This is a genomic window from Cupriavidus sp. FW305-F7 (assembly GCF_058782875.1).
The window spans coordinates 108,974-130,322 of the sequence record NZ_JBYSYC010000020.1 but is presented as its reverse complement, the minus strand read 5'-3'; the positions used below and the strand labels follow the sequence as shown (position 1 = coordinate 130,322).

General features: G+C 65.1%; 22 protein-coding genes and 1 pseudogene. 10 read left to right on the top strand and 13 right to left on the bottom strand.

What is annotated here, in order from left to right:
• Positions 1–5: 5 nt before the first annotated feature.
• The 5 genes from kdpB to AC3WL8_RS19870 form a co-directional block, all read right to left on the bottom strand.
• The gene (gene kdpB / locus AC3WL8_RS19890; RefSeq protein WP_211981066.1) at positions 6–2,231 is read right to left on the bottom strand and encodes a potassium-transporting ATPase subunit KdpB; all 2,226 of its coding nucleotides are present in this window, start codon (positions 2,229–2,231) and stop codon (positions 6–8) included.
• 103 nt (positions 2,232–2,334) lie between these two features.
• Positions 2,335–4,155, bottom strand: coding sequence for a potassium-transporting ATPase subunit KdpA (kdpA, locus tag AC3WL8_RS19885; protein ID WP_013952534.1), 1,821 nt, complete (start codon positions 4,153–4,155; stop codon positions 2,335–2,337).
• Positions 4,155–4,244 (bottom strand): K(+)-transporting ATPase subunit F, encoded by a 90-nt coding sequence (gene kdpF, locus AC3WL8_RS19880; RefSeq protein WP_018309472.1) that lies wholly within the window; start codon positions 4,242–4,244, stop codon positions 4,155–4,157. The genes kdpA and kdpF overlap by 1 nt, the downstream gene beginning before the upstream one ends.
• Complete coding sequence (locus tag AC3WL8_RS19875) at positions 4,244–4,522, bottom strand: hypothetical protein (protein ID WP_041228582.1); 279 nt, start codon at positions 4,520–4,522, stop codon at positions 4,244–4,246. Before AC3WL8_RS19875 ends, kdpF begins: the two co-directional genes overlap by 1 nt.
• A 129-nt stretch (positions 4,523–4,651) precedes the next feature.
• The gene (locus tag AC3WL8_RS19870; RefSeq protein WP_041228583.1) at positions 4,652–5,908 is read right to left on the bottom strand and encodes an MFS transporter; all 1,257 of its coding nucleotides are present in this window, start codon (positions 5,906–5,908) and stop codon (positions 4,652–4,654) included.
• 263 nt (positions 5,909–6,171) lie between these two features.
• On the opposite strand from AC3WL8_RS19870, the gene AC3WL8_RS19865 reads away from it, so the two are divergent.
• A complete protein-coding gene (locus tag AC3WL8_RS19865) occupies positions 6,172–6,825 on the top strand; it encodes a TetR/AcrR family transcriptional regulator (RefSeq protein ID WP_211981068.1) in 654 nt (217 codons plus the stop codon).
• Positions 6,826–6,844: 19 nt separating this feature from the next.
• Here AC3WL8_RS19865 and AC3WL8_RS19860 read toward each other — a convergent pair whose 3' ends face one another.
• Both AC3WL8_RS19860 and AC3WL8_RS19855 read right to left on the bottom strand, forming a co-directional pair.
• Complete coding sequence (locus tag AC3WL8_RS19860; RefSeq protein ID WP_153955700.1) at positions 6,845–8,002, bottom strand: thiolase family protein; 1,158 nt, start codon at positions 8,000–8,002, stop codon at positions 6,845–6,847.
• Positions 8,003–8,020: 18 nt separating this feature from the next.
• Complete coding sequence (locus AC3WL8_RS19855) at positions 8,021–8,470, bottom strand: Zn-ribbon domain-containing OB-fold protein (protein WP_013952538.1); 450 nt, start codon at positions 8,468–8,470, stop codon at positions 8,021–8,023.
• A 194-nt stretch (positions 8,471–8,664) separates the two neighbouring features.
• Between AC3WL8_RS19855 and AC3WL8_RS19850 the strand changes: the two genes are divergently transcribed.
• From AC3WL8_RS19850 to AC3WL8_RS19830, 5 genes are read left to right on the top strand one after another with little or no spacing between them, the layout of a single operon-like run.
• The gene (locus tag AC3WL8_RS19850) at positions 8,665–10,206 is read left to right on the top strand and encodes a class I adenylate-forming enzyme family protein (RefSeq protein WP_492378676.1); all 1,542 of its coding nucleotides are present in this window, start codon (positions 8,665–8,667) and stop codon (positions 10,204–10,206) included.
• A complete protein-coding gene (locus AC3WL8_RS19845; RefSeq protein ID WP_013952540.1) occupies positions 10,203–10,994 on the top strand; it encodes an SDR family NAD(P)-dependent oxidoreductase in 792 nt (263 codons plus the stop codon). The genes AC3WL8_RS19850 and AC3WL8_RS19845 overlap by 4 nt, the downstream gene beginning before the upstream one ends.
• 7 nt (positions 10,995–11,001) lie before the next feature.
• Entirely contained in the window at positions 11,002–11,775 is a 774-nt protein-coding gene (locus AC3WL8_RS19840; protein ID WP_153955697.1) for a crotonase/enoyl-CoA hydratase family protein, read from the top strand.
• Positions 11,772–12,776: an NAD(P)H-dependent flavin oxidoreductase gene (locus AC3WL8_RS19835; RefSeq protein WP_148271650.1), complete on the top strand. Its 1,005-nt coding sequence runs from the start codon at positions 11,772–11,774 to the stop codon at positions 12,774–12,776. The genes AC3WL8_RS19840 and AC3WL8_RS19835 overlap by 4 nt, the downstream gene beginning before the upstream one ends.
• Before the next feature lie 51 nt (positions 12,777–12,827).
• Positions 12,828–13,820, top strand: coding sequence for a Bug family tripartite tricarboxylate transporter substrate binding protein (locus AC3WL8_RS19830; RefSeq protein WP_492378675.1), 993 nt, complete (start codon positions 12,828–12,830; stop codon positions 13,818–13,820).
• Between the two features lie 156 nt (positions 13,821–13,976).
• Here the strand turns inward: AC3WL8_RS19830 and AC3WL8_RS19825 are convergent, their stop codons facing one another.
• On the bottom strand, positions 13,977–14,390 hold the full coding sequence (locus tag AC3WL8_RS19825; RefSeq protein ID WP_013952544.1) for a MerR family transcriptional regulator: 414 nt from the start codon (positions 14,388–14,390) through the stop codon (positions 13,977–13,979).
• 151 nt (positions 14,391–14,541) lie between these two features.
• On the opposite strand from AC3WL8_RS19825, the gene AC3WL8_RS19820 reads away from it, so the two are divergent.
• From AC3WL8_RS19820 to AC3WL8_RS19810, 3 genes and pseudogenes are all read left to right on the top strand, one after another.
• Positions 14,542–14,757, top strand: a complete 216-nt coding sequence (locus AC3WL8_RS19820) for a GDCCVxC domain-containing (seleno)protein (RefSeq protein WP_080569613.1) — start codon at positions 14,542–14,544, stop codon at positions 14,755–14,757.
• A 152-nt stretch (positions 14,758–14,909) separates the two neighbouring features.
• On the top strand, positions 14,910–15,134 hold the full coding sequence (locus AC3WL8_RS19815) for a DUF2188 domain-containing protein (RefSeq protein ID WP_041228584.1): 225 nt from the start codon (positions 14,910–14,912) through the stop codon (positions 15,132–15,134).
• 772 nt (positions 15,135–15,906) lie between these two features.
• Positions 15,907–16,235, top strand: a pseudogene (locus tag AC3WL8_RS19810) (SDR family oxidoreductase); the annotation flags it as partial.
• Between the two features lie 24 nt (positions 16,236–16,259).
• On the opposite strand, the gene AC3WL8_RS19805 reads toward AC3WL8_RS19810, so the two are convergent.
• The 3 genes from AC3WL8_RS19805 to AC3WL8_RS19795 are packed head-to-tail and all read right to left on the bottom strand — an operon-like array spanning position 16,260 to position 18,106.
• Entirely contained in the window at positions 16,260–17,192 is a 933-nt protein-coding gene (locus tag AC3WL8_RS19805; protein WP_013952549.1) for an NADP-dependent oxidoreductase, read from the bottom strand.
• Positions 17,192–17,620, bottom strand: coding sequence for a nuclear transport factor 2 family protein (locus AC3WL8_RS19800; RefSeq protein WP_013952550.1), 429 nt, complete (start codon positions 17,618–17,620; stop codon positions 17,192–17,194). The genes AC3WL8_RS19805 and AC3WL8_RS19800 overlap by 1 nt, the downstream gene beginning before the upstream one ends.
• 57 nt (positions 17,621–17,677) lie before the next feature.
• The gene (locus AC3WL8_RS19795; RefSeq protein WP_013952551.1) at positions 17,678–18,106 is read right to left on the bottom strand and encodes a DoxX family protein; all 429 of its coding nucleotides are present in this window, start codon (positions 18,104–18,106) and stop codon (positions 17,678–17,680) included.
• A gap of 123 nt (positions 18,107–18,229) precedes the next feature.
• On the opposite strand from AC3WL8_RS19795, the gene AC3WL8_RS19790 reads away from it, so the two are divergent.
• A complete protein-coding gene (locus AC3WL8_RS19790) occupies positions 18,230–19,132 on the top strand; it encodes a LysR family transcriptional regulator (protein WP_013952552.1) in 903 nt (300 codons plus the stop codon).
• A gap of 9 nt (positions 19,133–19,141) precedes the next feature.
• Here the strand turns inward: AC3WL8_RS19790 and AC3WL8_RS19785 are convergent, their stop codons facing one another.
• Both AC3WL8_RS19785 and AC3WL8_RS19780 read right to left on the bottom strand, forming a co-directional pair.
• Positions 19,142–20,269, bottom strand: a complete 1,128-nt coding sequence (locus tag AC3WL8_RS19785; RefSeq protein WP_492378674.1) for a CaiB/BaiF CoA transferase family protein — start codon at positions 20,267–20,269, stop codon at positions 19,142–19,144.
• Positions 20,270–20,348: 79 nt separating this feature from the next.
• Positions 20,349–21,341 (bottom strand): tripartite tricarboxylate transporter substrate binding protein, encoded by a 993-nt coding sequence (locus tag AC3WL8_RS19780; protein WP_013952554.1) that lies wholly within the window; start codon positions 21,339–21,341, stop codon positions 20,349–20,351.
• Positions 21,342–21,349 lie beyond the last annotated feature (8 nt).

Here is a 21,349-nt window from a genome sequence, read left to right as displayed (position 1 = left end):
GAAAATCAGACCCAGCCAAAGAGGGCCAGGATCATGTCGATCAGTTTGATGCCAACAAACGGGACCAGGATGCCGCCCAGACCGTAGACCAGCAGGTTGCGGCGCAGCAGCACCGCCGCGCCCAGCGGCCGGTAGACCACGCCCTTGAGTGCAAGCGGGATCAGCACGACGATGATGAGCGCGTTGAAGATCACTGCCGACATGATGGCCGACGCCGGCGTGGCGAGCCCCATCACATTGAGCAGGTTGAGCTGCGGATAGGTGGTGGCAAACGCCGCCGGGATGATCGCGAAGTACTTGGCGATGTCGTTGGCCACGCTGAAGGTCGTCAGCGAGCCGCGCGTCATCAGCATCTGCTTGCCGATCTCGACGATCTCGATCAGCTTGGTCGGGTTGCTGTCCAGGTCCACCATGTTGCCGGCTTCCTTGGCCGCCTGCGTGCCGCTGTTCATCGCCACGGCCACGTCGGCCTGGGCGAGTGCCGGGGCGTCGTTGGTGCCGTCGCCGGTCATCGCGACCAGCCGGCCATCGGCCTGGTACTGGCGGATCAGCTTGAGCTTGGCTTCCGGCGTGGCTTCGGCCAGGAAGTCGTCAACGCCGGCTTCCGCCGCAATCGAAGCCGCAGTCAGCCGGTTGTCGCCGGTGATCATCACGGTCTTGATGCCCATCTTGCGCAGTTCGCCGAAGCGATCGCGAATGCCGGTCTTGACAATGTCTTTCAGTTCGATCACGCCAAGAACGCGCACCGAATCGCCGTTGGCGTCGGCTACCACCAGCGGCGTGCTGCCGACGCGGGCGACCTCATCCACGGCTTGCAAGACCGCATCGGGGAACTTGCCGGCGCGTTCCGTGACGTAGCGGCGCACGGCATCGGCCGCACCCTTGCGCACGTGACGCTCGCCGCCGCCATCGCTCAGGTCAACACCGCTCATGCGGGTCTGGGCGCTGAACGGCACGAATTCCGGCTTCTGGCTTGCCATCACCGGCGCCGTCAGCCCCGGCAGATGGCGTGCCAGCGTGATAATGCTGCGGCCTTCCGGCGTCTCGTCGGCCAGCGACGACAGCCATGCCGCTTCCGCGAGTTGCAGCTGCGACACGCCCGGGGCCGGGATGAAGCGCGATGCCTGGCGGTTGCCGTGGGTAATGGTGCCGGTCTTGTCGAGCAGCAGCACGTCCACGTCACCGGCGGCTTCGACAGCACGGCCCGAGGTGGCAATCACGTTGGCTTCCATCATGCGGCTCATGCCCGCCACGCCAATGGCTGACAGCAGCCCGCCGATCGTGGTGGGAATCAGGCAAACCAGCAGGGCCACCAGTACCGTGATCGTGACCGGCACGCCAGCCTTCGTCACCAGGACGCTGTAGAGCGAGAACGGCTGCAGCGTGGCCGTGGCCAGCAACAGCACGATGGTCAGCCCGACCAGCAGGATCGTCAGGGCAAGTTCGTTCGGTGTCTTTTGCCGCTTGGCGCCTTCAACCATCGTGATCATGCGGTCGATGAAACTCTCGCCCGGGTTGGTCGTGATGCGGGCCACGATCCAGTCGGACAGCACGCGCGTACCGCCGGTCACCGACGAGAAGTCGCCGCCCGACTCGCGGATCACCGGCGCTGATTCGCCGGTGATGGCGCTTTCGTCGACCGAGGCCACGCCGTCGATCACTTCGCCGTCGCCGGGGATCATCTCGCCGGCCTGCACCAGCACCACGTCACCGCGGCGCAGCGCCGTCGCGGGGCGCGCTTCGGTGGCACCTCCACGCTTGCCGTCCTTCAGCACACGTGCGGTGACCGTGGTCTTCAGACCGCGCAGCGCCTCCGCCTGTTGCTTGCTCCGGCCTTCGGCAAGTGCCTCGGCGAAGTTCGCGAACAGCACCGTGAACCACAGCCACACCGACACCGCCAGAATGAAGCCCGCGGATTCTCCACCCGGGGTTGCTGCCGGCGCGGCCATTGCCTTCAGGAAAAGGATAGTGGTCAGGATGCTGCCCACGTAGACCACGAACATCACCGGGTTGCGCAGCTGGTCGCGCGGCGACAACTTCCTGAAGGCCGCGACCAGCGCGGGCTTCACCAGCTCCGGCGCGAACATGCTGCGCGCCGGCGGGCGATGATGGTGGGAACCGTGTTGCCGGTCGGACACCGGCGCGCTCTTCGCCTGAAGCGTGTTGGAGGATGACGCTTCAGCTGTGTTGGCGCCGCGCTTGGCCACTTGGGCCATCGAATCTTGTTGCATGGTTTCTCCGCAATCCGCTAGAGCCATCCGGCACCTGCATCTGTGAGGCAGTGCAGGGGCCGGACGTGTAGGAATGCCCGATATTTCGTCGTCAGTCGTCGCTTTACTTCGCCGCGGTTGCCGTCACCGCGCCCTGGAGCTGCTCGGCGACCGGCCCCAGCGCCAGCGCCGGGACATAGGTCAGCGCCCCGACCAGCAGCACCGTGCCCACTAACAGGACGACAAACAGCGGGCCATGCGTCGGCATCGTGCCGCCGGTCACCGGCACGCGTTTCTTGGCTGCCAGCGAGCCCGCCAGCGCAAGGACCGGGATGATGATCCAGAACCGGCCAAACCACATGGCCGCCGCCAGCAGCGTGTTGTAGAACGGCGTGTTGGCAGACAAGCCCGCAAAGGCGCTGCCATTGTTGTTGGCCGCCGACGAGAGCGCGTACAGGATCTCCGAGAAGCCGTGCGTGCCGGGATTGAACACCCCGGCGCGTCCCACCTCGGTCATCACCGCCACGGACGTGCCGAGCAGCACCAGCAGTGGCGTGACCAGGATCGCCACGGCCGTCATCTTCATTTCGTAGACTTCGATCTTCTTGCCGAGGTACTCCGGCGTGCGCCCAATCATCAGTCCGGCGATGAACACCGCGAGCACGGCGTAGACCAGCATGCCGTACAGCCCCGAGCCGACGCCGCCGAACACCACCTCGCCCAGCTGCATCAGCAGCATCGGCACCAGGCCACCGATGGCGGTGAAGGAGTCATGCATGGCATTGACCGCGCCGCACGACGCCGCGGTCGTGATGGTGGCGAACAGTGCCGAAGCGGCGATTCCGAAGCGCGTTTCCTTGCCTTCCATATTGCCGCCGGCCTGCAACAGCGACGCGGCGTGATCCACGGGCAATCCGGCCAGGGCCGGGCTGGCCATCTGCTCGGACATCGCCGCCACGCAGGCCAACGCGACAAAGATGACCGTCATGGAGGCCAGCACCGCGACACCCTGTCGCCTGTCCCCGACCATTTCGCCAAAGGTGAAGCACAGCGCCGCCGGTATCAGGAAGATCGCCAGCATCTCTAGGAGGTTGGCCAGGGCATTCGGGTTCTCGAACGGATGCGCCGAGTTGGCATTGAAGAAGCCGCCGCCGTTGGTGCCCAGCATTTTGATGGCTTCCTGCGAGGCAACCGGTCCCATCGCCAGCGTCTGCTTGTCGGTCTTCAGGTCTTCCGTCGCCGGCTTGCCTTGTGCATCGAGCACCGGTTGCCCGGCCGCATCGACCTTCGGCTGGCTGTACTCAACCGGCGTGACGAGGCTGACTTCCTTGTAGGCATCGAAGTTCTGGATCACACCCTGGCTGACCAGCGCCAGCGCGATCACGGTCGCGATCGGCGCCAGCACGTACAACGTGACCCGCGTCATGTCGACCCAGAAATTGCCGATGGTGGCGGCGCTCTGGCGCGCAAATCCGCGCATCAGCGCGAACACCACCGCGATGCCGGTCGCCGCGGACAGGAAGTTCTGCACGGTGAGCGCGAGCATCTGCGTCAGATAGCCCATGGTCGACTCGCCGGCATAGCCTTGCCAGTTGGTGTTGGCGACAAAGCTGATCGCCGTGTTGAAGGCCGAGTCCGGCGCAACCGCACCAAAGCCCTGCGGATTGAGCGGAAGCATGCCCTGCAGGCGCTGCAGCGCATAGACTGCCACCACGCCAAGCAGGTTGAACGCCAGCACCGCGACGGCGTACTGCTTCCATCCCATCCCGGTATCGGCACGCACGCCGCCCAGGCGATACAGCAGCCGTTCCAGCGGTCGGCCCCAGACGGTCAGCGAATAGTCGCCGTCTTCCACAGCGCGCCGGATATAGCGTCCGAGAAAAGGGGCGCACGCCAGGAGGATGGCGAGATAGAGGACCAGCAGGCCCAAGAATTGGGAGGACATCAGAATTTCTCCGGCCGGAACAACGCAATGAGGAGGTAAACAAAAATGGCAATGGCCAGCACGCCGCTCAACAGATCCGTCCAGCCCATCACAGCCTCCTGTCCGACGCGCTGTTCTTTGCCAGCATCTGGTCATGCGGGCTGCCGGGCTCGCTGCCTGCCGGAGATTTCGGCGCAAGCACGGCGCAAAGCCCCAGCAGGGCCGCGCTCAGCACGGCGAAGCCAATCAATACGATCAAAAAGATCCCGTCCATAACAAAGCACCCTTGAATGGTTTCGGCTTGCAGATTAGCGACGGGGTCGTAAAAACAGGGTAGAAAGGTGGCCGGTGCGTATAAAGAACGCATAAAGATTCCGGCGATCAGCATGCGCACGCGAACCAAGGAGCACTTTTTCTGGCCGCTGGCGATCGTGATGGGTGCTGCTGGTGGCTGAGGTGCTGCGCCGGCGCGACGCTTCTCTATCGAATCTTTACGCGATGGCGCCGGCTCAGCACGTTAATCGAGAGGCTTGACCCGCCTGAACGCACCAAGGAGTGCGAGGTCGTAGGCAATCTTGAGCACGCCGCAGGCGACCAGCGGCGTCCCGACCCAGCCCATGGCCAGCAGCGCGCCCGCCAGGGTCGGGCCGAATGCGGCAGCCAGGCTCCTGGGCACGGCGGTCAGGCTTGCCGCCGCCGGCCGCTCGGGCGGCGTCACCACGGCCATGACATAGGCGGTCCGGGTCGGTACATCCATCTGCGACAGCGCGCTGCGTACGAGCAACAGCGCCAGCGTCGCCGGCAGGGAGGGGGCGAACGCGGCCGCGATCAGGCAGAGGCTGGATGGGATATGGGTGAACACCATCGTATTCAGCAAACCGAACCTGCGAGCCAGCGGCGCAGCCACGAGTTGGGAGCCGGCGCTTAGCAGCCCGGCCCAGAAGAAGAATTGCCCGGCGGCACCAATGGAAAGGCTGAAGCGCTGCATCAACCAGAGCGCTAGCAGAGAGTTCACCACCAGGCCGCCGGCAAATGCGTCGACGCTGAAGAGCAGGGCAAGGCGGGTAACGATCCGGCGAGACGGTCCCAGCGGGACTCTCGTCGTTGCCAGGTGCGCTGGCGGCTCCGGCATGCGGGCATAGAGGATCCAGAGTGCGGCACCGGTCAGGGCATAGACAATGAACATGGCGCGCAGCGCGCTGAGGACAGGAACCCCAAGCTGCGCCGCGAGCCAGTCCGGCAGCGCCGCCGCCAGCGCGCCAATGGCGGCGCAGAGGGCCCCGGTCAGGCTGTAGCGGGCGAACAGCGCAGTGCGGGCATCGGGGGAGGCCGAATCGGCAAGACCGGCATGCTCAAGCGGCAGGAAGACGCTGACGTCGCCGGAACTGGGGTTGAGCGTGCCTACGAATGCGACCAGCAACAGCGGCCAGAGAGAGGACAGCCCGGCGAAGCCTATGCCCGTCGCGGCCATCAGCGCGGCCGCCGACACCAGCAGCCTGCGCTGCGGATAGCGATGGCCGATGACGCCCACCAGGACCGTCGCCAGTGCCGAGCCGATCAGGGTGGCGCTGCTGACCAGTCCCACTGCCAGTTGCGCGAAACCGAGGGCCAGCAGGTACGCCGGCAACAGCACGGCGATAAAGCCGTCACAGAACCCGCGCAGCGCGCGCCCGACGAGAAGCGGCAAAGCGCCGGGATGAACGCGTGCGGGCAGGACCAGGCGTGCAAGCCAGCCTCTGCTGACAGTCATGGCCGGGTCTTCACGTGTGCGCATCGCAATGGCGTCCGTATCCCGGTCTTCTCATTGAGCCAGGGGAAGTCCGTGACGACCACGCCGTAAAAAAACAGCATGCGCCGGACTCGAAGGCACCGGCTTTGGCAAGGCACACGGCAAGGGCAGGCATGGCGGCATGTTAGATGCCCGTACGCTGCGCTTCAATAGCGTAGAGATCGCTACAGGTGGGGGAGGAACCAGGGGCACGCCTGAAGTATCATCCTGGCTGACAAGCAAGTTTCAAACGATCGCCTATCAGTCACATGGACAGCCCCTCCGGAATCGAAGCGCCTCCCGCCAGGCAACGCCGCAAGCAAAGCGACCGCAGGGAAGAAGCGGAACGCCGCATTCTCCAGAGCGCCATGGAACTGGTGAGCGAGAAAGGCGTGACGGGGACGACCCTGGGCGAGGTCGGCGAACGGGCGGGTTACAGCCGGGGCCTGCCGGCCCACCACTATGGCAACAAGGAAGGCCTGTTGACGGCGCTGGTGGGACGGATCGGAAGGAATTTCCGTGCGGCGCGAAACGCCGCAGGTCCGTGGCGGCCGGGCCTCGATGCCATTCTCGGCGTGGTCGGGCTCTACATCGACCGGGCCGCGAGCCACGACTGCGCCACCCGCGCGCTGTACATCATGTTCACCGAAGCCTTTGTCTCGGGCGGGGCGCTCGCTGTCGCGCTGGATCAGTTCAACTGCGCGTCGCTGGCGTACTTCGAGGGGCATCTGCGCATCGGCATCCGCAAGCAGGAGATCCGGGCCGATGTCGACCCCGTGGCGGAGTCCATCGTCATACTTGGCGCGCTGCGCGGCATCTCGGCGCAGTTCCTGCTGGGATCGCCGCATGCCAATCCCGCCCAGGTGCGGGATGCCCTGGTGGGCACGATGGCGCGCGCGCTGCGTCCTGACCCGACGGCATGACGCAGCGCTGCAGCGTGCTTCAGGGGCGCGCCAGCACGTGCGCGTAGCAGACGGCGCCCAGGCCGACCATGTGGGCCAGCCCGTAACGGGCAGAAGCTTGCTGCCGGTCGCCGGCCTCGTGCCGCAGTTGCCGCACGATCTCGCCTACTTGCCCGATCCCGGTGGGCCCGATCGGGTGGCCCATGGCGATCAGCCCGCCGGACGGGCTCACGGCGCAACGGCCGCCAATGTCGAACGCACCTTCCTTGAGTAGCGGCATGGCATGGCCTTCATCGCACACGCCAATCGCTTCCAGGTACTCCAGTTCCTCTACCGTAAAAGCGTCGTGCAGTTCGACCACATCGAGCTGCCGTGGCGAAACGCCGGCATCGGCCAGGGCCCGGTGCACCGTTTCCTGCGTCAGCAGCGTGTCATAGCGCGCAGGATCGTCGTACACGCGCTGGCTTCCCGCGGCCGAGGCCAGCACCCGGATGGCCCGGCCCGGATCCACGCCGTAGCGTCTGAGTGCCGCTTCCGAAGCCACGATGACGGCGGCCGAACCTTCTCCGACCGGCGTGCACTGCAGCGCGGTAAAGCTGCCGGCAATGGGCTTGCCCGCCAGGATCTCATCCAGCGTGCGTGCTTTCTGCCGCTGTGCGAACGGATTGCTGGCGCCGTTGCGGTGATTCTTCACCGCCACCAGGGCAATGTCCTCGACCGCCACGCGGTTGCGGTGCGCGTAGGCATCGGCCAGCAGCGCAAAATGCGTGAATGGCACGATGGCGTCGTCGGCCAGGCTGGCAATGCCAGTCTGGTGTTCCGCGCGTTCGGGGCGCCCCTGCGTGCGCGGCTTGTCGACGCCAAGCGCGAGGGACATGTCAGTGAGACCCGTCGCCACTTCCAGGCAGGCCTGGCGAAATGCCGCCGAACCGGAGGCAGAGGCGTTCTCGATATGGACGATGGGGATGCCGGTGGCGCCGAGGTGCCGCAGCATGGGCCGGCCGGCGGCCATCGGCAGCAAGGCCGTGGCGACATAGGCGGACTGGACGCCTTCCCACGGTACGCCGGCATCGGCCAGCGCGGCGCGGGCGGCGGTGAGCCCGAGTTGAACGTAAGGTGTTTCGCTCAGCGGCTGGTAGCGATGAAAGCCGATGCCGATGACATAGACCGGGCGAAGGGTGGTGAGTGCAACGCTCATGGGATCCGTTCCTCCGGTTCAGGCGACGCGAACAAAGCGAAGATCCAGCGCGCGCGCTTGCGTGCTGCCTTCCTGCTGCCCGTCCAACACCTCGGCGAGCACTGCGACGACGGCATCGCCCGGCACCAGCCTCGTTCCCCCAGTCCCCTGGCCAGCTTCGCTCCCGAGCGCAAGCGTGCGCACCAGGGGGCCGTCTTCCAGCCTCACCGCGGTGACCGTGAAAGGCGCCTGCCGCGCTGGCGAGGCGTGGAGATGCACCACCGCGCTGGATTCCACCCGACCGCGTCCGCTCAGGGCCACGGGCGTCAGCGCGTCGCCGGTGGCGCCGCAGCGCTCGCAGCCATAGCTTTGCCACGGGTAAAAGACATGGCCGCAGCGGCATGTTCCGCCGAGCAGGGCGGGGTGTTCCGGCAGCGCCGGCGTGCCCTGCGCGCGGTAGAGCGCAGGTTTCAGTAAGGGCAGGGTCATGGCGAATGCGCCACTCGGGGTGGCGCCAGTAGTTGGATAACCCTGCCCAGTTTAGTGAGCGCCCTTCGCGGCGGAATCCGGGAATACACTTATTTGCTGATGAACAAGCAAATACATATTCTTGTCCGACAACAAGCAAGTTGTGGTTCGGGCAGCAGCAACAACCCCGCCCGACATCGCCGAGGTAAGGAGACATGGACCAAGCAATGCTGATTGGAATCGAACGATGGGCGGCGGAAAAACCCGACGATGTCGCCCTGGTCGAAGGAGAGCGCAGCCTGACCTGGGCGGCGTTTAACGAGGTAGCCAACCGCGTCGCGCATGGATTGCGGGAACGCGGGGTCGGTGCCGGCGACATCGTCGTGCTGCGCACCCAGGTGCGGCTCGAATGGGCCATCGTTGCCGGTGCGCTAGCCAAGCTGGGCAGCACGATGCTCGGGCTGAACTGGCGGCTGACACCGGAAGAATGCCGCCACGTGCTGGCTGACAGCAGGGCAACGGTGTTCCTTTGCGACGATGCCGATCCGTCCGCGTTGAAGCCCGTGCTGGATGCGTTGCCCATCAAGCTTGCCATCTCGATCGACGCGCCCGCCGACGGATTCCTGCCATACAGCGTCTTGCTCGAAAGTAGCGATGTACCACTCCATGCGCAGGCCGAGCCCCCGCTGATCATCTACACCTCAGGCACCACCGGGCTGCCCAAGGGGGTGACGATGCATCGCGGCACCGATCCCCAGACGATGCGCGAGTACCGCGAGTCCGTGGAGGCCTACCGCGGCGGCGCCGGCGAGAGCGTCAGCCTGATCAACATGCCGGCCCACCACGGTTCCGGCCCGTCCCAGTTCTGGGCGTGCGTGCGTCGTGGCGGCAAGACCGTACTGCAGCGGCGCTTCCTGCCGGAAGAGACGCTGCAACTGATTGCCCGCCACAAGGTCACTACCTGGACCGGCGTGCCCACCATGTACAAGCGCCTGGCGGCGCTGCCTGCCGAAGTGCTGGCCCGCTACGATGTCTCGTCGATCCGTGGCCTCAGCATCGGGGCCGCTCCCGTGCCCTACGGGCTGAAGGAATGGATTCTCGGCTACTTCGGCGCCGATACCCTGCAGGAAGGCTACGGCGCCAGCGAGGTCGGCATGATTTCCCGGCTGCCGCCAGAGATGCAGCGCATCAAGCCGGGTTCCAGCGGCAAGCCGCACCGGCATGTCATCGTGCAGGTCCGGGACGCGCAAGGACATTGCCTGCCGGCAGGCCAGCGCGGCGAACTGTGGATCCGCACGCCGGTGACCATCCGCAACTACCTGAATGCGCCGCCGCTCGACCCCGACACGGTTGACGCCGAGGGCTTCTTCCGCGTCGGCGATGTCGGCTATCTCGATGAGGACGGGTACATCTTCATCACCGACCGCGCCAAGGACATGATCATTTCCGGCGGCGTGAACATCTATCCGGCCGAGATCGAGGCGGCGCTGCTGAGGCATCCCTCCATCCTGGACGCCGCGGTGATCGGGATCCCCGACGACGAGTTCGGCGAGCAGGTGCTTGCCTTCTGCGAACTCAAGCCCGGCCATCGCGTCGGCGAGCATGAGGTGCTGGCCCACTGCGCGGAGCATCTCGCTTCGTACAAGCGGCCGCGCCGTATCGAATTCATGCAGGAATTGCCGCGCAACACCATGGGCAAGCTCCTGAAGCGCGAACTGCGGGATCCCTATTGGAAAGGACAGGAGCGGCACGTATGAACGACCTACTCAGTCTCGAAGGCAAGGTGGCGCTGGTGACAGGCGCCGGACAGGGTGTGGGCGAGCAGATCGCCCGGCACTTCGCCGGGCACGGCGCTGCCGCGGTGATCGTCAACGATTACTTTGCCGAACGCGCGCAAGCCGTCGCGCAATCGATCCGGGACGCCGGCGGCAACGCGTTTGCGGTGCAGGCGGATGTGTCCGATGCCGACAGTGTCAGGCGCATGGTTGCGCAGGCACGCGAACTTGCCGGCCCCATCGACGTGCTGGTCAACAATGCCGGCAACCATGGCGCGACGCCGTCGCCAGACGTGCGCAAGCCGTTCTGGGAGCATGGACGAGAGGCCTGGAATAGCGCGATCGAGGTCAATTTCTACGGGGTGATCCACTGCGCCAGCGCCTGCATCCCCGACATGATCGAGCGCAAGCGCGGCCGCATCATCACCATCATCTCCGATGCCGGACGCGTGGGCGAACCGGGCCTTGAGATCTATTCCGGCGCCAAGGCAGGGGCTGCCGGCTTCATGCGCGCGATTGCCCGCACGCTCGGGCGCTATCAGGTCACGGCCAACACCGTGGCGATCGCGGCCACGGCGACTCCTGCGATCGAAAAGCGCCTGGCCGACGATCCTGACAGGCTGAAGAAGATGATGGAGAAGTACGTCATCCGCCGGCCGGGGCGCCCCGAGGACGTGGCGAACATGGTGCTCTTCCTGGCTTCGGATGCCAGTGCCTGGATCACCGGTCAGACCTATCCGGTCAACGGCGGCTTCTCCTTTGCCCAGTGAGGTGCGCATGAACGACGATACTCCCAAGGTGCTGACAGAGCGGCGCGGTCCGCTGCTCATCGTCACCATCAACCGCCCGCAGGTCAAGAATGCGTGCGATGCCGAAACCGCGGTGCAGATGAATGCCGCGATGGACCTGCTCGATGACGAAGAGAGCCTGTTCATCGGCATCCTCACTGGCAGCGATGGCAATTTTTCCACCGGCGCGGACCTGAAGGCCGTGGCACGCGGCGAGCGCGCCACCACCGACGACCGCGGCGGCTTCGGGCTGTTCCGCCGCCCGCCGCGCAAGCCGCTGATCGCGGCGGTGGAAGGCTATGCGGTGGGCGGCGGGCTGGAGCTTTGCCTGTCCTGCGACCTGATCGTGGCCGCGCGCAATGCCCTCATGGGCCTGCCGGAAGTGCGCCACAGCGTGGTGGCGGTAGGCGGCGGCCTGTTCCGGCTGCCGCGCCGCATTCCCTACCATATCGCGATGGAGTTGGCGCTGTCTGGCGAGATCCGCGACGCCGCCTTCTTCCATCAGCACGGACTCGCCAACCGTCTGGTGGAGCCGGGCACCGCGCTGCAGGAAGCCATCACGCTCGCCGAGGGCTTGCTGGTCAACGCGCCGCTCGCCATGGCCGCGAGCAAGGAAATCATGCGCCGCAGCGCCAACTGGACCGACGAGGAGGCCTGGCAGAAGCAGGCCCCGATCGCCGCGCGCGCCCTGGATTCCGAAGACCGGCGGGAAGGCCTGGCCGCTTTCGCGGAAAAGCGCAAGCCGCAATGGCGGGGCCGATGAGGTCCGCCATTGCAACCGGCGGGCTGGAGCTGCCGTGGCCGCGCTTGCGCCTGCCGCTGATCGCCGCGCCCATGCTGCGCATCAGCGGACCGGCGCTGGTGACCGCTGCCTGCCGCAACGGCGTGGTCGGTGCCTTCCCGACCGCCAACGCGCGCACGGTGGAGGAACTCGATCAGTGGCTGACGACCATCCGCGCCGACCTCGATGAGCGAGAAGCGGGCAAAGCCGAGCCGGCGCCGTTCTGCCCCAACCTGATCATCCGCCAGCCGCGGCTGCAGGACGATCTGGCCTGCCTGGTGCGCCATCGGGTGGAAATGGTCATCACCAGCGTGGGGTCTCCAGCCGCGGTGGTCGGGCCGTTGCACGACGTCGGGTGCATGGTGCTGGCAGACGTAGCCTCGGTCGCGCACGCCGAGAAGGCGCTGCAGGCCGGCGCCGACGGACTGGTGCTGCTCAGTGCCGGCGCGGGCGGCCAGACCGGATGGGCCAACGGGATGGCCTTCGCGCGTGCGGTCCGGGCTTTCTACGACGGGCCGCTGGTGCTGGCCGGTGGCATCTCGGACGGCCACGCGTTGTGGGCTGCCCGGGTGCTGGGCTGCGACCTTGGCTATATGGGCACCAAGTTCATCGCCACCGCGGAAAGCATGGCAGATGCACGCCACAAGGAGATGGTGGTGGCAAGTCGCCTCGACGACGTGCTGCGCACGCGCGCGTTCACAGGGCTCGATACCAACATGCTGCGACCTTCCATCGAGGCCGCGGGCCTCGACGCTGACGGGCTGGACGAGTCGGTCACGTTTGAAGAAGCCAAGGCCCGCTTCGGCGGGGGAAAGGCGCACGACAAGCCCAAACGCTGGAGCGATATCTGGAGCGCCGGACATACCGTTTCAGGGGTATCCGACGTTGGCAGCGTGGCTGCCTTGATCGCCACCACATGCAGGGAATACGAAGCCGCACGCTTGCGCACGCAAGCCTTGTTATCGGATCAGCCGCCGGCATAGCCCCGGTCAACCGCATAGCGAGCGCCGCCAGAGCGCCAACCAGGAGACAAAATGTTCAAGTCAAGCCATGCCGGCCGCCTCGTTGCGGGTCTGATCACGTTCGCCTGCACCGTGGTGCCTGCCATCGCAGCCGAATCCACATCGGGCTACCCGGCCAGGCCCATCAAGCTGATCGTGCCTTATCCGCCGGGCGGCGGCCCCGATGCGATCGCGCGCCCGCTCGCCCAGAAGCTGGGCGCCGCGCTTGGACAGTCCATCGTGGTCGAGAACCGGCCGGGGGCCTCGGGCATCATCGGCACGGACGCGGTGGCCAAGGCCGCGCCAGACGGCTACACGCTGCTCTACTCCATCTCCGGCCCGATCGTGCTCAATCCGCTGACCTACAAGAGCCTGCCGTACGATGCCAAGAAAGACGTGGTGGTGGTCTCTCAGGTGGTCAAGCGATCCCTGATCCTGCTGGTCAACGCGAAGGTGCCCGCGAAGACGCTGCAGGAGTTCGTGGCCTATGCAAAGCAGAACCCCGGGTCGCTCGCGTTTGCGTCCTTCGGTACCGGTTCCTCGGCGCATATCGCAGGCGAGTATCTGAACAAGAAGGCCGGTATCGACCTGGTCCACGTTCCCTACAAGGGCAGCTTCATGAACGATCTCGCCAGCGGGCAGGTGGTGGCCGGCTTCGGTGAACCCGGCTCCGCCAAGCCCCTGATCGATGCCGGCAAGATCCGCGGCCTGGCCATTGCCGGAAAGGACCGTTCCAGCCTGCTGCCTAAAGTCCCTACCTTCACCGAGCAGGGCATGTCGGCGCTGGAGTCGATGGTGGGTTGGCATGCAGTCTATGCCCCGGCGGGCACGCCCCCGGATATCCTGCAGCGCCTGAACGCGGAAATCGTCAAGATCGTGAAGACCCCGCAGATGGCTGCGCTGTTGCGGGAGCAGGGAGGGGAGCCTGCCGGCACGGGGCTGGCGGAAGCGGGCCGCGTGCTGGAAGAAGAGCGCACGCGCTGGCAGCAGGCGGTACAGGGGATTGGGGGTGTTACGGTGAACTGAAGACAGCCTGTGGGCGCCCGGCCTGACGAGGCTTCGTCCGGCTCGCCGCCCACAGGTGCGCCAGCCTCAACGCGGCTTGTCCGCGCCGGACCACCTGTCACGCTGTTTGCCGTTGGCCGGCCCACCTTTCCGTTGCATGTCGTATCAGGTCCGATCCTAAGCCTCTCTACCGATGTTGGCGGACAAAGAGTCAATCAAGGGACAAGAAGCCTCATTGCCATTGGCGTGGCATTGCCCAATGAGATTCTTCAGTTCCGCTCGCAATCGTCGCAAATCCTTCAATCTTTCCTCCACAAGACTGAGCTTTTGCTCGGCCAGTGCGCGGGCTGTGCTGCACGTCCCGCCATCGTTCTGTCGCAGCAGTACCCGGACTTCATCCAGGGTGAACCCGAGCGACTGGGCCTGGCGAATGAAATGAAGCCGCTGCAAGCTCTGTTGCGAATACTGTCGAATGGCGCCATAGGCACGCTCCGGCACCGGCAGCAGGCCGCACCGATGGTAGTAACGTACCGTCTCCACGCCAACACCAGCCGCCTTGGCCAGCTTCCCGATTGTTAGTGTGTGGTCCATCGCTTGACTCCGTACCTTGGTACGGACCTAGGCTACGCCTAAACCGCACATACGGGAAGGACGGATTGCGTTGCGATGGGCAACGCCGGAGATCGGGTCGCCAGGCACGGTGACCGTCTACTGCCCATCGGCCGTGAGGCAAAGAGAAATGATGAGCGCCGTCAAGCTGCAGTCAATCATCACCTGCCCCAAGTGCGCGCATGCAAAAGAAGAAACCATGCCCATTGATGCCTGCCAGTGGTGCTATGAGTGCGAGCGCTGCCACGCGGTGCTAAGGCCCAAGGCCGGTGATTGCTGCGTCTTCTGCTCGTATGGCACCGAAAGGTGCCCGCCCATGCAGCAGCAGTCTTGCTCGTGTGTTCGTTGACGCAGGTACAGCGATGCATGACGTACCCTCGATGCGGTTCCTCCCGGATGATCCCGGCTCTTACCCAGCCACGCATGTCCGCGGGAGCATGTTCTTGCTCGACAGTACGCGACGCCCGCTGTATGTCGCGGGAAACTTAGAGAGGGGTCATTATGCAATCGCGGATCATTCGCGTTCTACCCGCAGAAGATGGTTGGGCATTGGAATTCGGCGGCCTCAATATAAAAACCCAGAGATTTCCGACCATGGAAGCGGCAATCGCTGCGGGGTGGGAGGTGGCCATGCGAGAGAACGCCGAATTGCACATACATCGTCACGACGGGGATGTGCACTTGCGCAACGCGTGCGGCGACAAGCAACAGGAGCCGCAGCGGTGAGACCGTACTAGCTGTGAAGCGTGAAAGGGCTGTCAGCTGATCGAACTGGCTGCCTATCTGACGATCTAGCTGACGTACGCCCACCCACAGCCTTGAGCGCCAGCAGCATCCGGTTGCCCTCCTCGGATGTAATGGCATGCTGCACCTCATCTACGATCAGGACAACGTTGGTCTTCGCCTTGTCGACCACTTCCGCCAGCGCCTGTGCCAGCGTGGCACAGGTCCACATAGATCAGGATCGCGCTGTCTGCCTCAAGAGCCGGGACGAGGTCATTGATCAAGAATGTCGTCTTGCCGGTGCGCCGCAGTCCGGACAGGAATAGGCCGGAGCGCAACCCTTCGTCCAAGACCCTAGGGCGCAGCAATTGCCGGGTCATCCGGTCGGCCAGAGCGGGGCGGCGATAGATGTTTGGCATAGTGCACTTATTTGGAATTATTGAATTTCAATAATTATTGCGATCCCATACCCAATAAACCATGATCCCTGACCACGCCTATGGCCGCACTGGTAACACAAAGGACATTGGATGGGGTGCTCGCTGTAAGTTCTTCGGGCTGTAGCAGGGCGCCCACGCCCCGCGTGCGTCTGCATCTATTCGACCGGAACTGGCCGGAGCGAATAGGCCGCATCACTCGTCGATAACGCGACCAGTATTTCCTGCCGACGTCATGCAGGGGATAAGAGACGTCGCATTCGGAAGAGGCGAGCGAAGCTTGCGGCAACTCAGGCGAGTGGGAAATCACTGAGTGAACATCGAAGCGATGCGAACGCCAGGCCCTCCCGACGATCGCCGCCTATGCCGCCTCGAAGGGAGCATTGGCCAAGCTGACGCGTGCGCTGTCCCTGGAAGCCATCGAGCATGGGATTCGCGTCAATGCAGTGGGCTCTGGCGATGTGGTGGCGAACATCACCAACCATATCCACGCCGACGGGCCTGCGTTCCTGGCCGAGCATGGAAAGAATGCGTAGATTCGCCGCGCCGCGCCGCGCCGCCCGTGGAGATCGCGCAAGTGATCGCGTTCCTGACATCGGATTAGGCCAGCTACATCATCGGCGCCGTGGTGATGGTCGATGGGGGCATGAGTGTCGCGCTGCCATGAGCGCGACCCCCCCCCGGCTATCGGTTATCGCTGATCCGCCATCTGGATGATGATCTTGCCTTTTGCATGCCTGGTCACGCTTCTGCTCATCGCGTGCGATGCTTCGTCAAGCGGAAAGACCGAATCGACCTGCGTGCGCAGCTTGCCCGACGCATACAGGGCAGCGATCTCTGCGAGCTGCTGGCCGTCAGGACGGGTGGAGAAGCGTTTGCCCTCCGCGCCTGACGCACGGCAGCGCAGTATGTCTGGCTGACTGACGCTGGAGACGAGGACGCCGCCGGGCTTGAGGACCAACCAGGATTGCTCCTGCGTGTAGCCACCGACCAGGTCGAGAACCATATCCGCCTGCGCGACCCGGCGGGCAAAATCCTCCGCGCCATAGTCGATCACGGCGGTTGCGCCCAGGCTACGCACGTAGTCGAGGTTGGCAGCGGAGGCGGTGCCGATCACCTCGGCGCCGGCCAGGGCGGCCAGCTGAACCGCTACGCTGCCGACACCGCCGGCCGCGGCATGGATGAGGATCTTCTGTCCTGTACGAAGGCCGCCATGTTCGAACAGCGCCTGCCATGCGGTCAGTGCGACGGTCGGGATTGCCCCGGCTTCAATCAGCGGCACATTCCCTGGCTTGCGCGCAAGCCGCTCCGCGCTGACGGCGGCGCGGGTCGCGTAGCCCCCGGCAATCCCGATGAACCCCATCACTTCGTCACCGGGTGCGAAGGTCGTGACATTGCGTCCCACCGCGATCACCGTGCCGGCAGCATCGGCGCCGGGCGTGAACGGTAGCGGTACCGGGATCACGCTGCGCATTGCTCCGGACACGATCTTCCAGTCGATGGGATTCACCGACGTCGACATGATGTCGACAAGCACCTCATTGTCGCCCGGGCGAGGATCCGCGACTTCGCGGAGTGCCAGATTCTGCGGGCCGCCGAATGCGTCGACTTGTATGGCTTTCATCAGATGCTCCTTGCATAGTCCACCGCGATGGGCGCGTCTAGCGCCACTGCGGCCTGAACCGGGTTGAAGTACTCGCGAAGGTGCGCGATCTTGCCGTTCCTGACGGTCAGGAAGACGACATATTCCTGTTCATAGGGCCGGCCGGTCGATCGGATCAGGCCTTTGGCACGCACCACGCCGACGGACATTCCTGGATCGGCCAGTGCCGAGACCTGCGCATCGTAGAAGCGGAAGCCGGATACCTCGCTGATGAACCACTGGGCATGCCTGATGACGGCTTCCCTGCCAGCCAGTTGACGCGGGTGGCCCAGGCTCGGCGCGTAGGGAAGATTCCACACGATGTCGTCGGCAATCAGTTCCTTCCACCGCTCGTGATTGTCCACAAGCGATTCGAAATGCTGGGTCAGTAGTGCTGCTGCGTTGTTCATGATGTTCCCCTGTGGAGCCTGCCAGCCCTTCGGCAGCGAAGGCCGTATCGACCGAGATCAGTTGGCGTGGGCCAGCCGTGTGGACGTCGTGTGGCGTTCGTCCAGGCTGAACGCGCCAGCGCCGTTGGCCACCAGTTGCAGGAGCCCGCCGGCCATGGCCAGGTTCTTCAGGAAGTGGAACATCTGGTTCTGGTCGCCGAGCGCGTGGTGGAAGATCAGCGCGGTTGCCACGGAGTAGACGGCAAGCATTGCCGCGACGGCGCGCGTGCGATAGCCGGCAATCAGGAGTGCGCCGCCTGCCAGTTCGAGCACCAGCGCGCCGGCGAAGCCCAGCGTCGGCGCAGGCAGGCCGAGCGATGTGATGTAGGCCAGGGTGGCACCCGGCGCTATCAGCTTGCCAACCCCACTGACAAGGAAGATGGCGGCGACAAGGATGCGGCCGATCAGTGGAAGGGATGAATGCGACAGGTTTTGCTTGGAGTTCATGATGGGTCCTCGATGGAGAGAGTGGAGAAGCGGCCTTGCAGATGGCATGAGGGGAGAGTAGGCGCTTGACATCCATCTTGGTAGCCTATATTTGTAGATGTTATCCATCTATGGAGTAGATACATGCTCGATGGCGTCTCGTTGGACCAGTTGCGCACCTTTATTGCTGCCGCCGACGAAGGAAGCTTCTCCGCGGCGGGCCGCAAGCTGCGGCGCGCGCAGTCGGTGGTGAGCCATACGCTGGCCAACCTGGAGGCGCAGATCGACGTGCGCCTGTTCGACCGGGGTGGCCGCTATCCGCGCCTCACGGAGCAGGGCACCGCCCTGCTGGCGCAAGCGCGCCTGGTGGTGAGCGGCATGGATGGGTTCAAGTCCAAGGCACGCGCCATGGCGGAGGGGCTGGAGCCCGAGTTGTCAGTGGTCGTGGACGTGATGTATCCGATGGCTTCGCTGACCGGGGCCGTGGGGGAGTTTCGCGAAGCCTTTCCCCATACGCCGCTGCGCCTGTACGTCGAGGCGCTGGGGGCAGTCCTGCGGCCGGTGCTCGAGAACGTTTGCCGGCTTGGCATCAGCGGCTCCATGCCGGTGGTTCCGCAGGCGCTGGAAGCCGAAAAGCTGCTCGATGTGCCAATGGTCACGGTCGTGGCGCCGCAGCATCCGCTGGCGGCAAGGAAGAGGCTGATCCGGGCAGCCGAACTGGAGGATCACGTCCAGTTGGTGCTCACGGACCGGACCACGCTAAGCGAGGGAAGGGCCTACGGCGTGTTCTCCCCTTTGACCTGGCGCCTGGCCGACCTTGGCGCGAAGCATGCATTCCTGCGCGCCGGCTTTGGCTGGGGACATATGCCCGTGGCAATGGTGCAGCCGGATCTCGACCAGGGCACGCTGGTGCCACTGAGACTGGAGAGCTTTCAGCCCCGGACCCCACCGATTGCCATGTTTGCCGTGTATCGCAAGGACGCGCCGCCGGGCCCCGCCGCCCGGTGGTTCCTCAAGCGGCTGAAAGGGACGTCGGCGCGCGACTGAACGGTCATGCTAGATATTTGTGGGGTTAGAGGATTGGGGATCCGCATTGTGCTCCCCCACCTGAGCCACAAAATCCTCCCCCTCCGGCAACCCCAGCGAGAACCTCACCGGAAAATTCACAGCAATCCCGCCTTCCCCGGGCACCGGCCGAACCACGTCCCGCGCCTGTACATGCGGATCCTCAAACAGCGCCGTCGCCCCCAGCACCGGCGAGAACGGAATATCCAGCGGCCCGAAGAACGCCTCCCACTCGGCCAGGTTGCGCGTGCGGAACACCGCTGCCATCAGGTCATTGACCTCAACCTTGTGCCCGTACCGCACACCACGCGTGTCAAAGCGCGGATCGCGCAGGGCAGGGAACTCATCGCCCAGCGCCTCGCACAGGTTGACCCAGAATTTGTTCTCCAGGATGCCCATCGCCAGATGCCGGCCATCACGTGTTTCGAAGAGATCGTTCTCCGGCATCACGGTAGGGGATGCTTGGGGCGATGCCTCATGCCCGCGCGCGGCCCAGGCGCCATGGGCGGTCCACGACAGGATCGCGTCATGGATCGAGACGTCCAGATGTTGACCCTGTCCATTCTGGCGCGCACTCATGATCGCCACCGCAAGCGACAGCGCCGCGTAACCGGATGCGGCGTAATCCGACACCCGCACGCGCGGGCGCGAGACCGTATCGTGCACCTGCACCGGCGTCGCCCAATATCCAGCCAGCGCCAGGTAGTTCAGGTCATGCCCGGCGTGGCTGGCATACGGGCCAGTCTGGCCAAAGCCAGAGACCGAACACAGCACGATAGCCGGATTGACCGCCGCCAGCGCTTCATAGCCCAGCCCAAGCCGCGCCATCACGCCGGGGCGGAAGCCTTCCACTACGGCATCGGCATTGCGCACCAGGTCAAGGAAGGCCTCACGGCCTGCATCGGTCTTCAAGTCCAGCGCAATCGAGCGCTTGCCGCGGTTGAACTGCGCAAACACCGTTGGACCAAGCTGCCGCGCGGTGTCGCCGGTGCCGGGCTGCTCCACCTTGATCACATCCGCGCCTAGTTGTCGCAGCAGGCTGCATGCATGCGGACCGGGCAGCAACTGGCTGACGTCGATGATGGTGACGTCCTTGAGGCAGGACCATTCTGGCTTCATACAGGGCCTTGGGGGGAGAAGGGAAGAAGGGGTGCCGCACGCGCGGAAGGTAGCGTGCGGCGCGGGGCGGGCAGGACGCTCAGCCCAGGTCGCCAACCATGCCGATCGACTTCATCAGGTCGCCGTAACGCGCGTTGTCGCTGGCGACCAAGGTGGCGAACTGTGCTGGCGAGGCGCTGCGGCGCAGCTCGCCGGCATTGGCCTTGAGCTGGGCATCGAACACGCCGGCGCTTTGCAGGGCACCGATCGCGGCGTGCAGCTTCTGCGCCAGTTCGGCCGGGAAGTTGGCCGGTGCGAACAGGCCGCTCCAGTTGTCGATGACAAAGCCCGGGGGCAGGGCTTCGGCCATGGTCGGCACGTCCGGGAAAAACGGCGAGCGTGCGGCCGCAGTGACGGCAAGCACCCTGACCTGGTTATTGCGTACGTACTGTGTCGCGGTGCCGAGCACGGGCATGCCGAACTGGGTTTGTCCGGTCAGCATGGCGGTGATGATCTCCGGCGCACCCTTGTAAGGGATGTGCACGGCGTCGCAGCCGGTCTGGTGCAGCATGGTTTCCACCGCAAGATGGGCGATGCTGCCCTTGCCGCCGGAGCCGTAGTTGAACTTGCCCGGCGCCTTCTTCATGGCGGCGATCAGTTCGGCAGCGGTCTTGTAGGGCGACGAAACGGGCACCACCAGCGCGGACGGTCCGCCCGACAGGGCCGTGATCGGCGTGAAATCCTGCGCCGGGTCATACGGCATCTTGCGGTACATGTGCACGTTGATCACGTGCGTATTGGCCAGGATGCCCAGCGTATAGCCATCGGGCGCGGCACGGCGCAGCGCACTGGCGCCGATGATGCCGCCGGCGCCGGGCATGTTCTCGACCACCAGCGGCTGGCCGAGCTTCTTGCCCATCTCCGCCGACAGCGTGCGGGCGACGTTGTCGGGCGTACTGCCGGCGATAAACGGAACGATCAGCCGGATCGGGCGGTTGGGGTAGCTGGATGATGCATTGGCGGCGCGGGCCGGCAGCAGCAGGCTGCCCAGCGCGGCGGCGCCGGCGGTGGCAAGCCAGTTTCGGCGGTTCATGCTTGGTC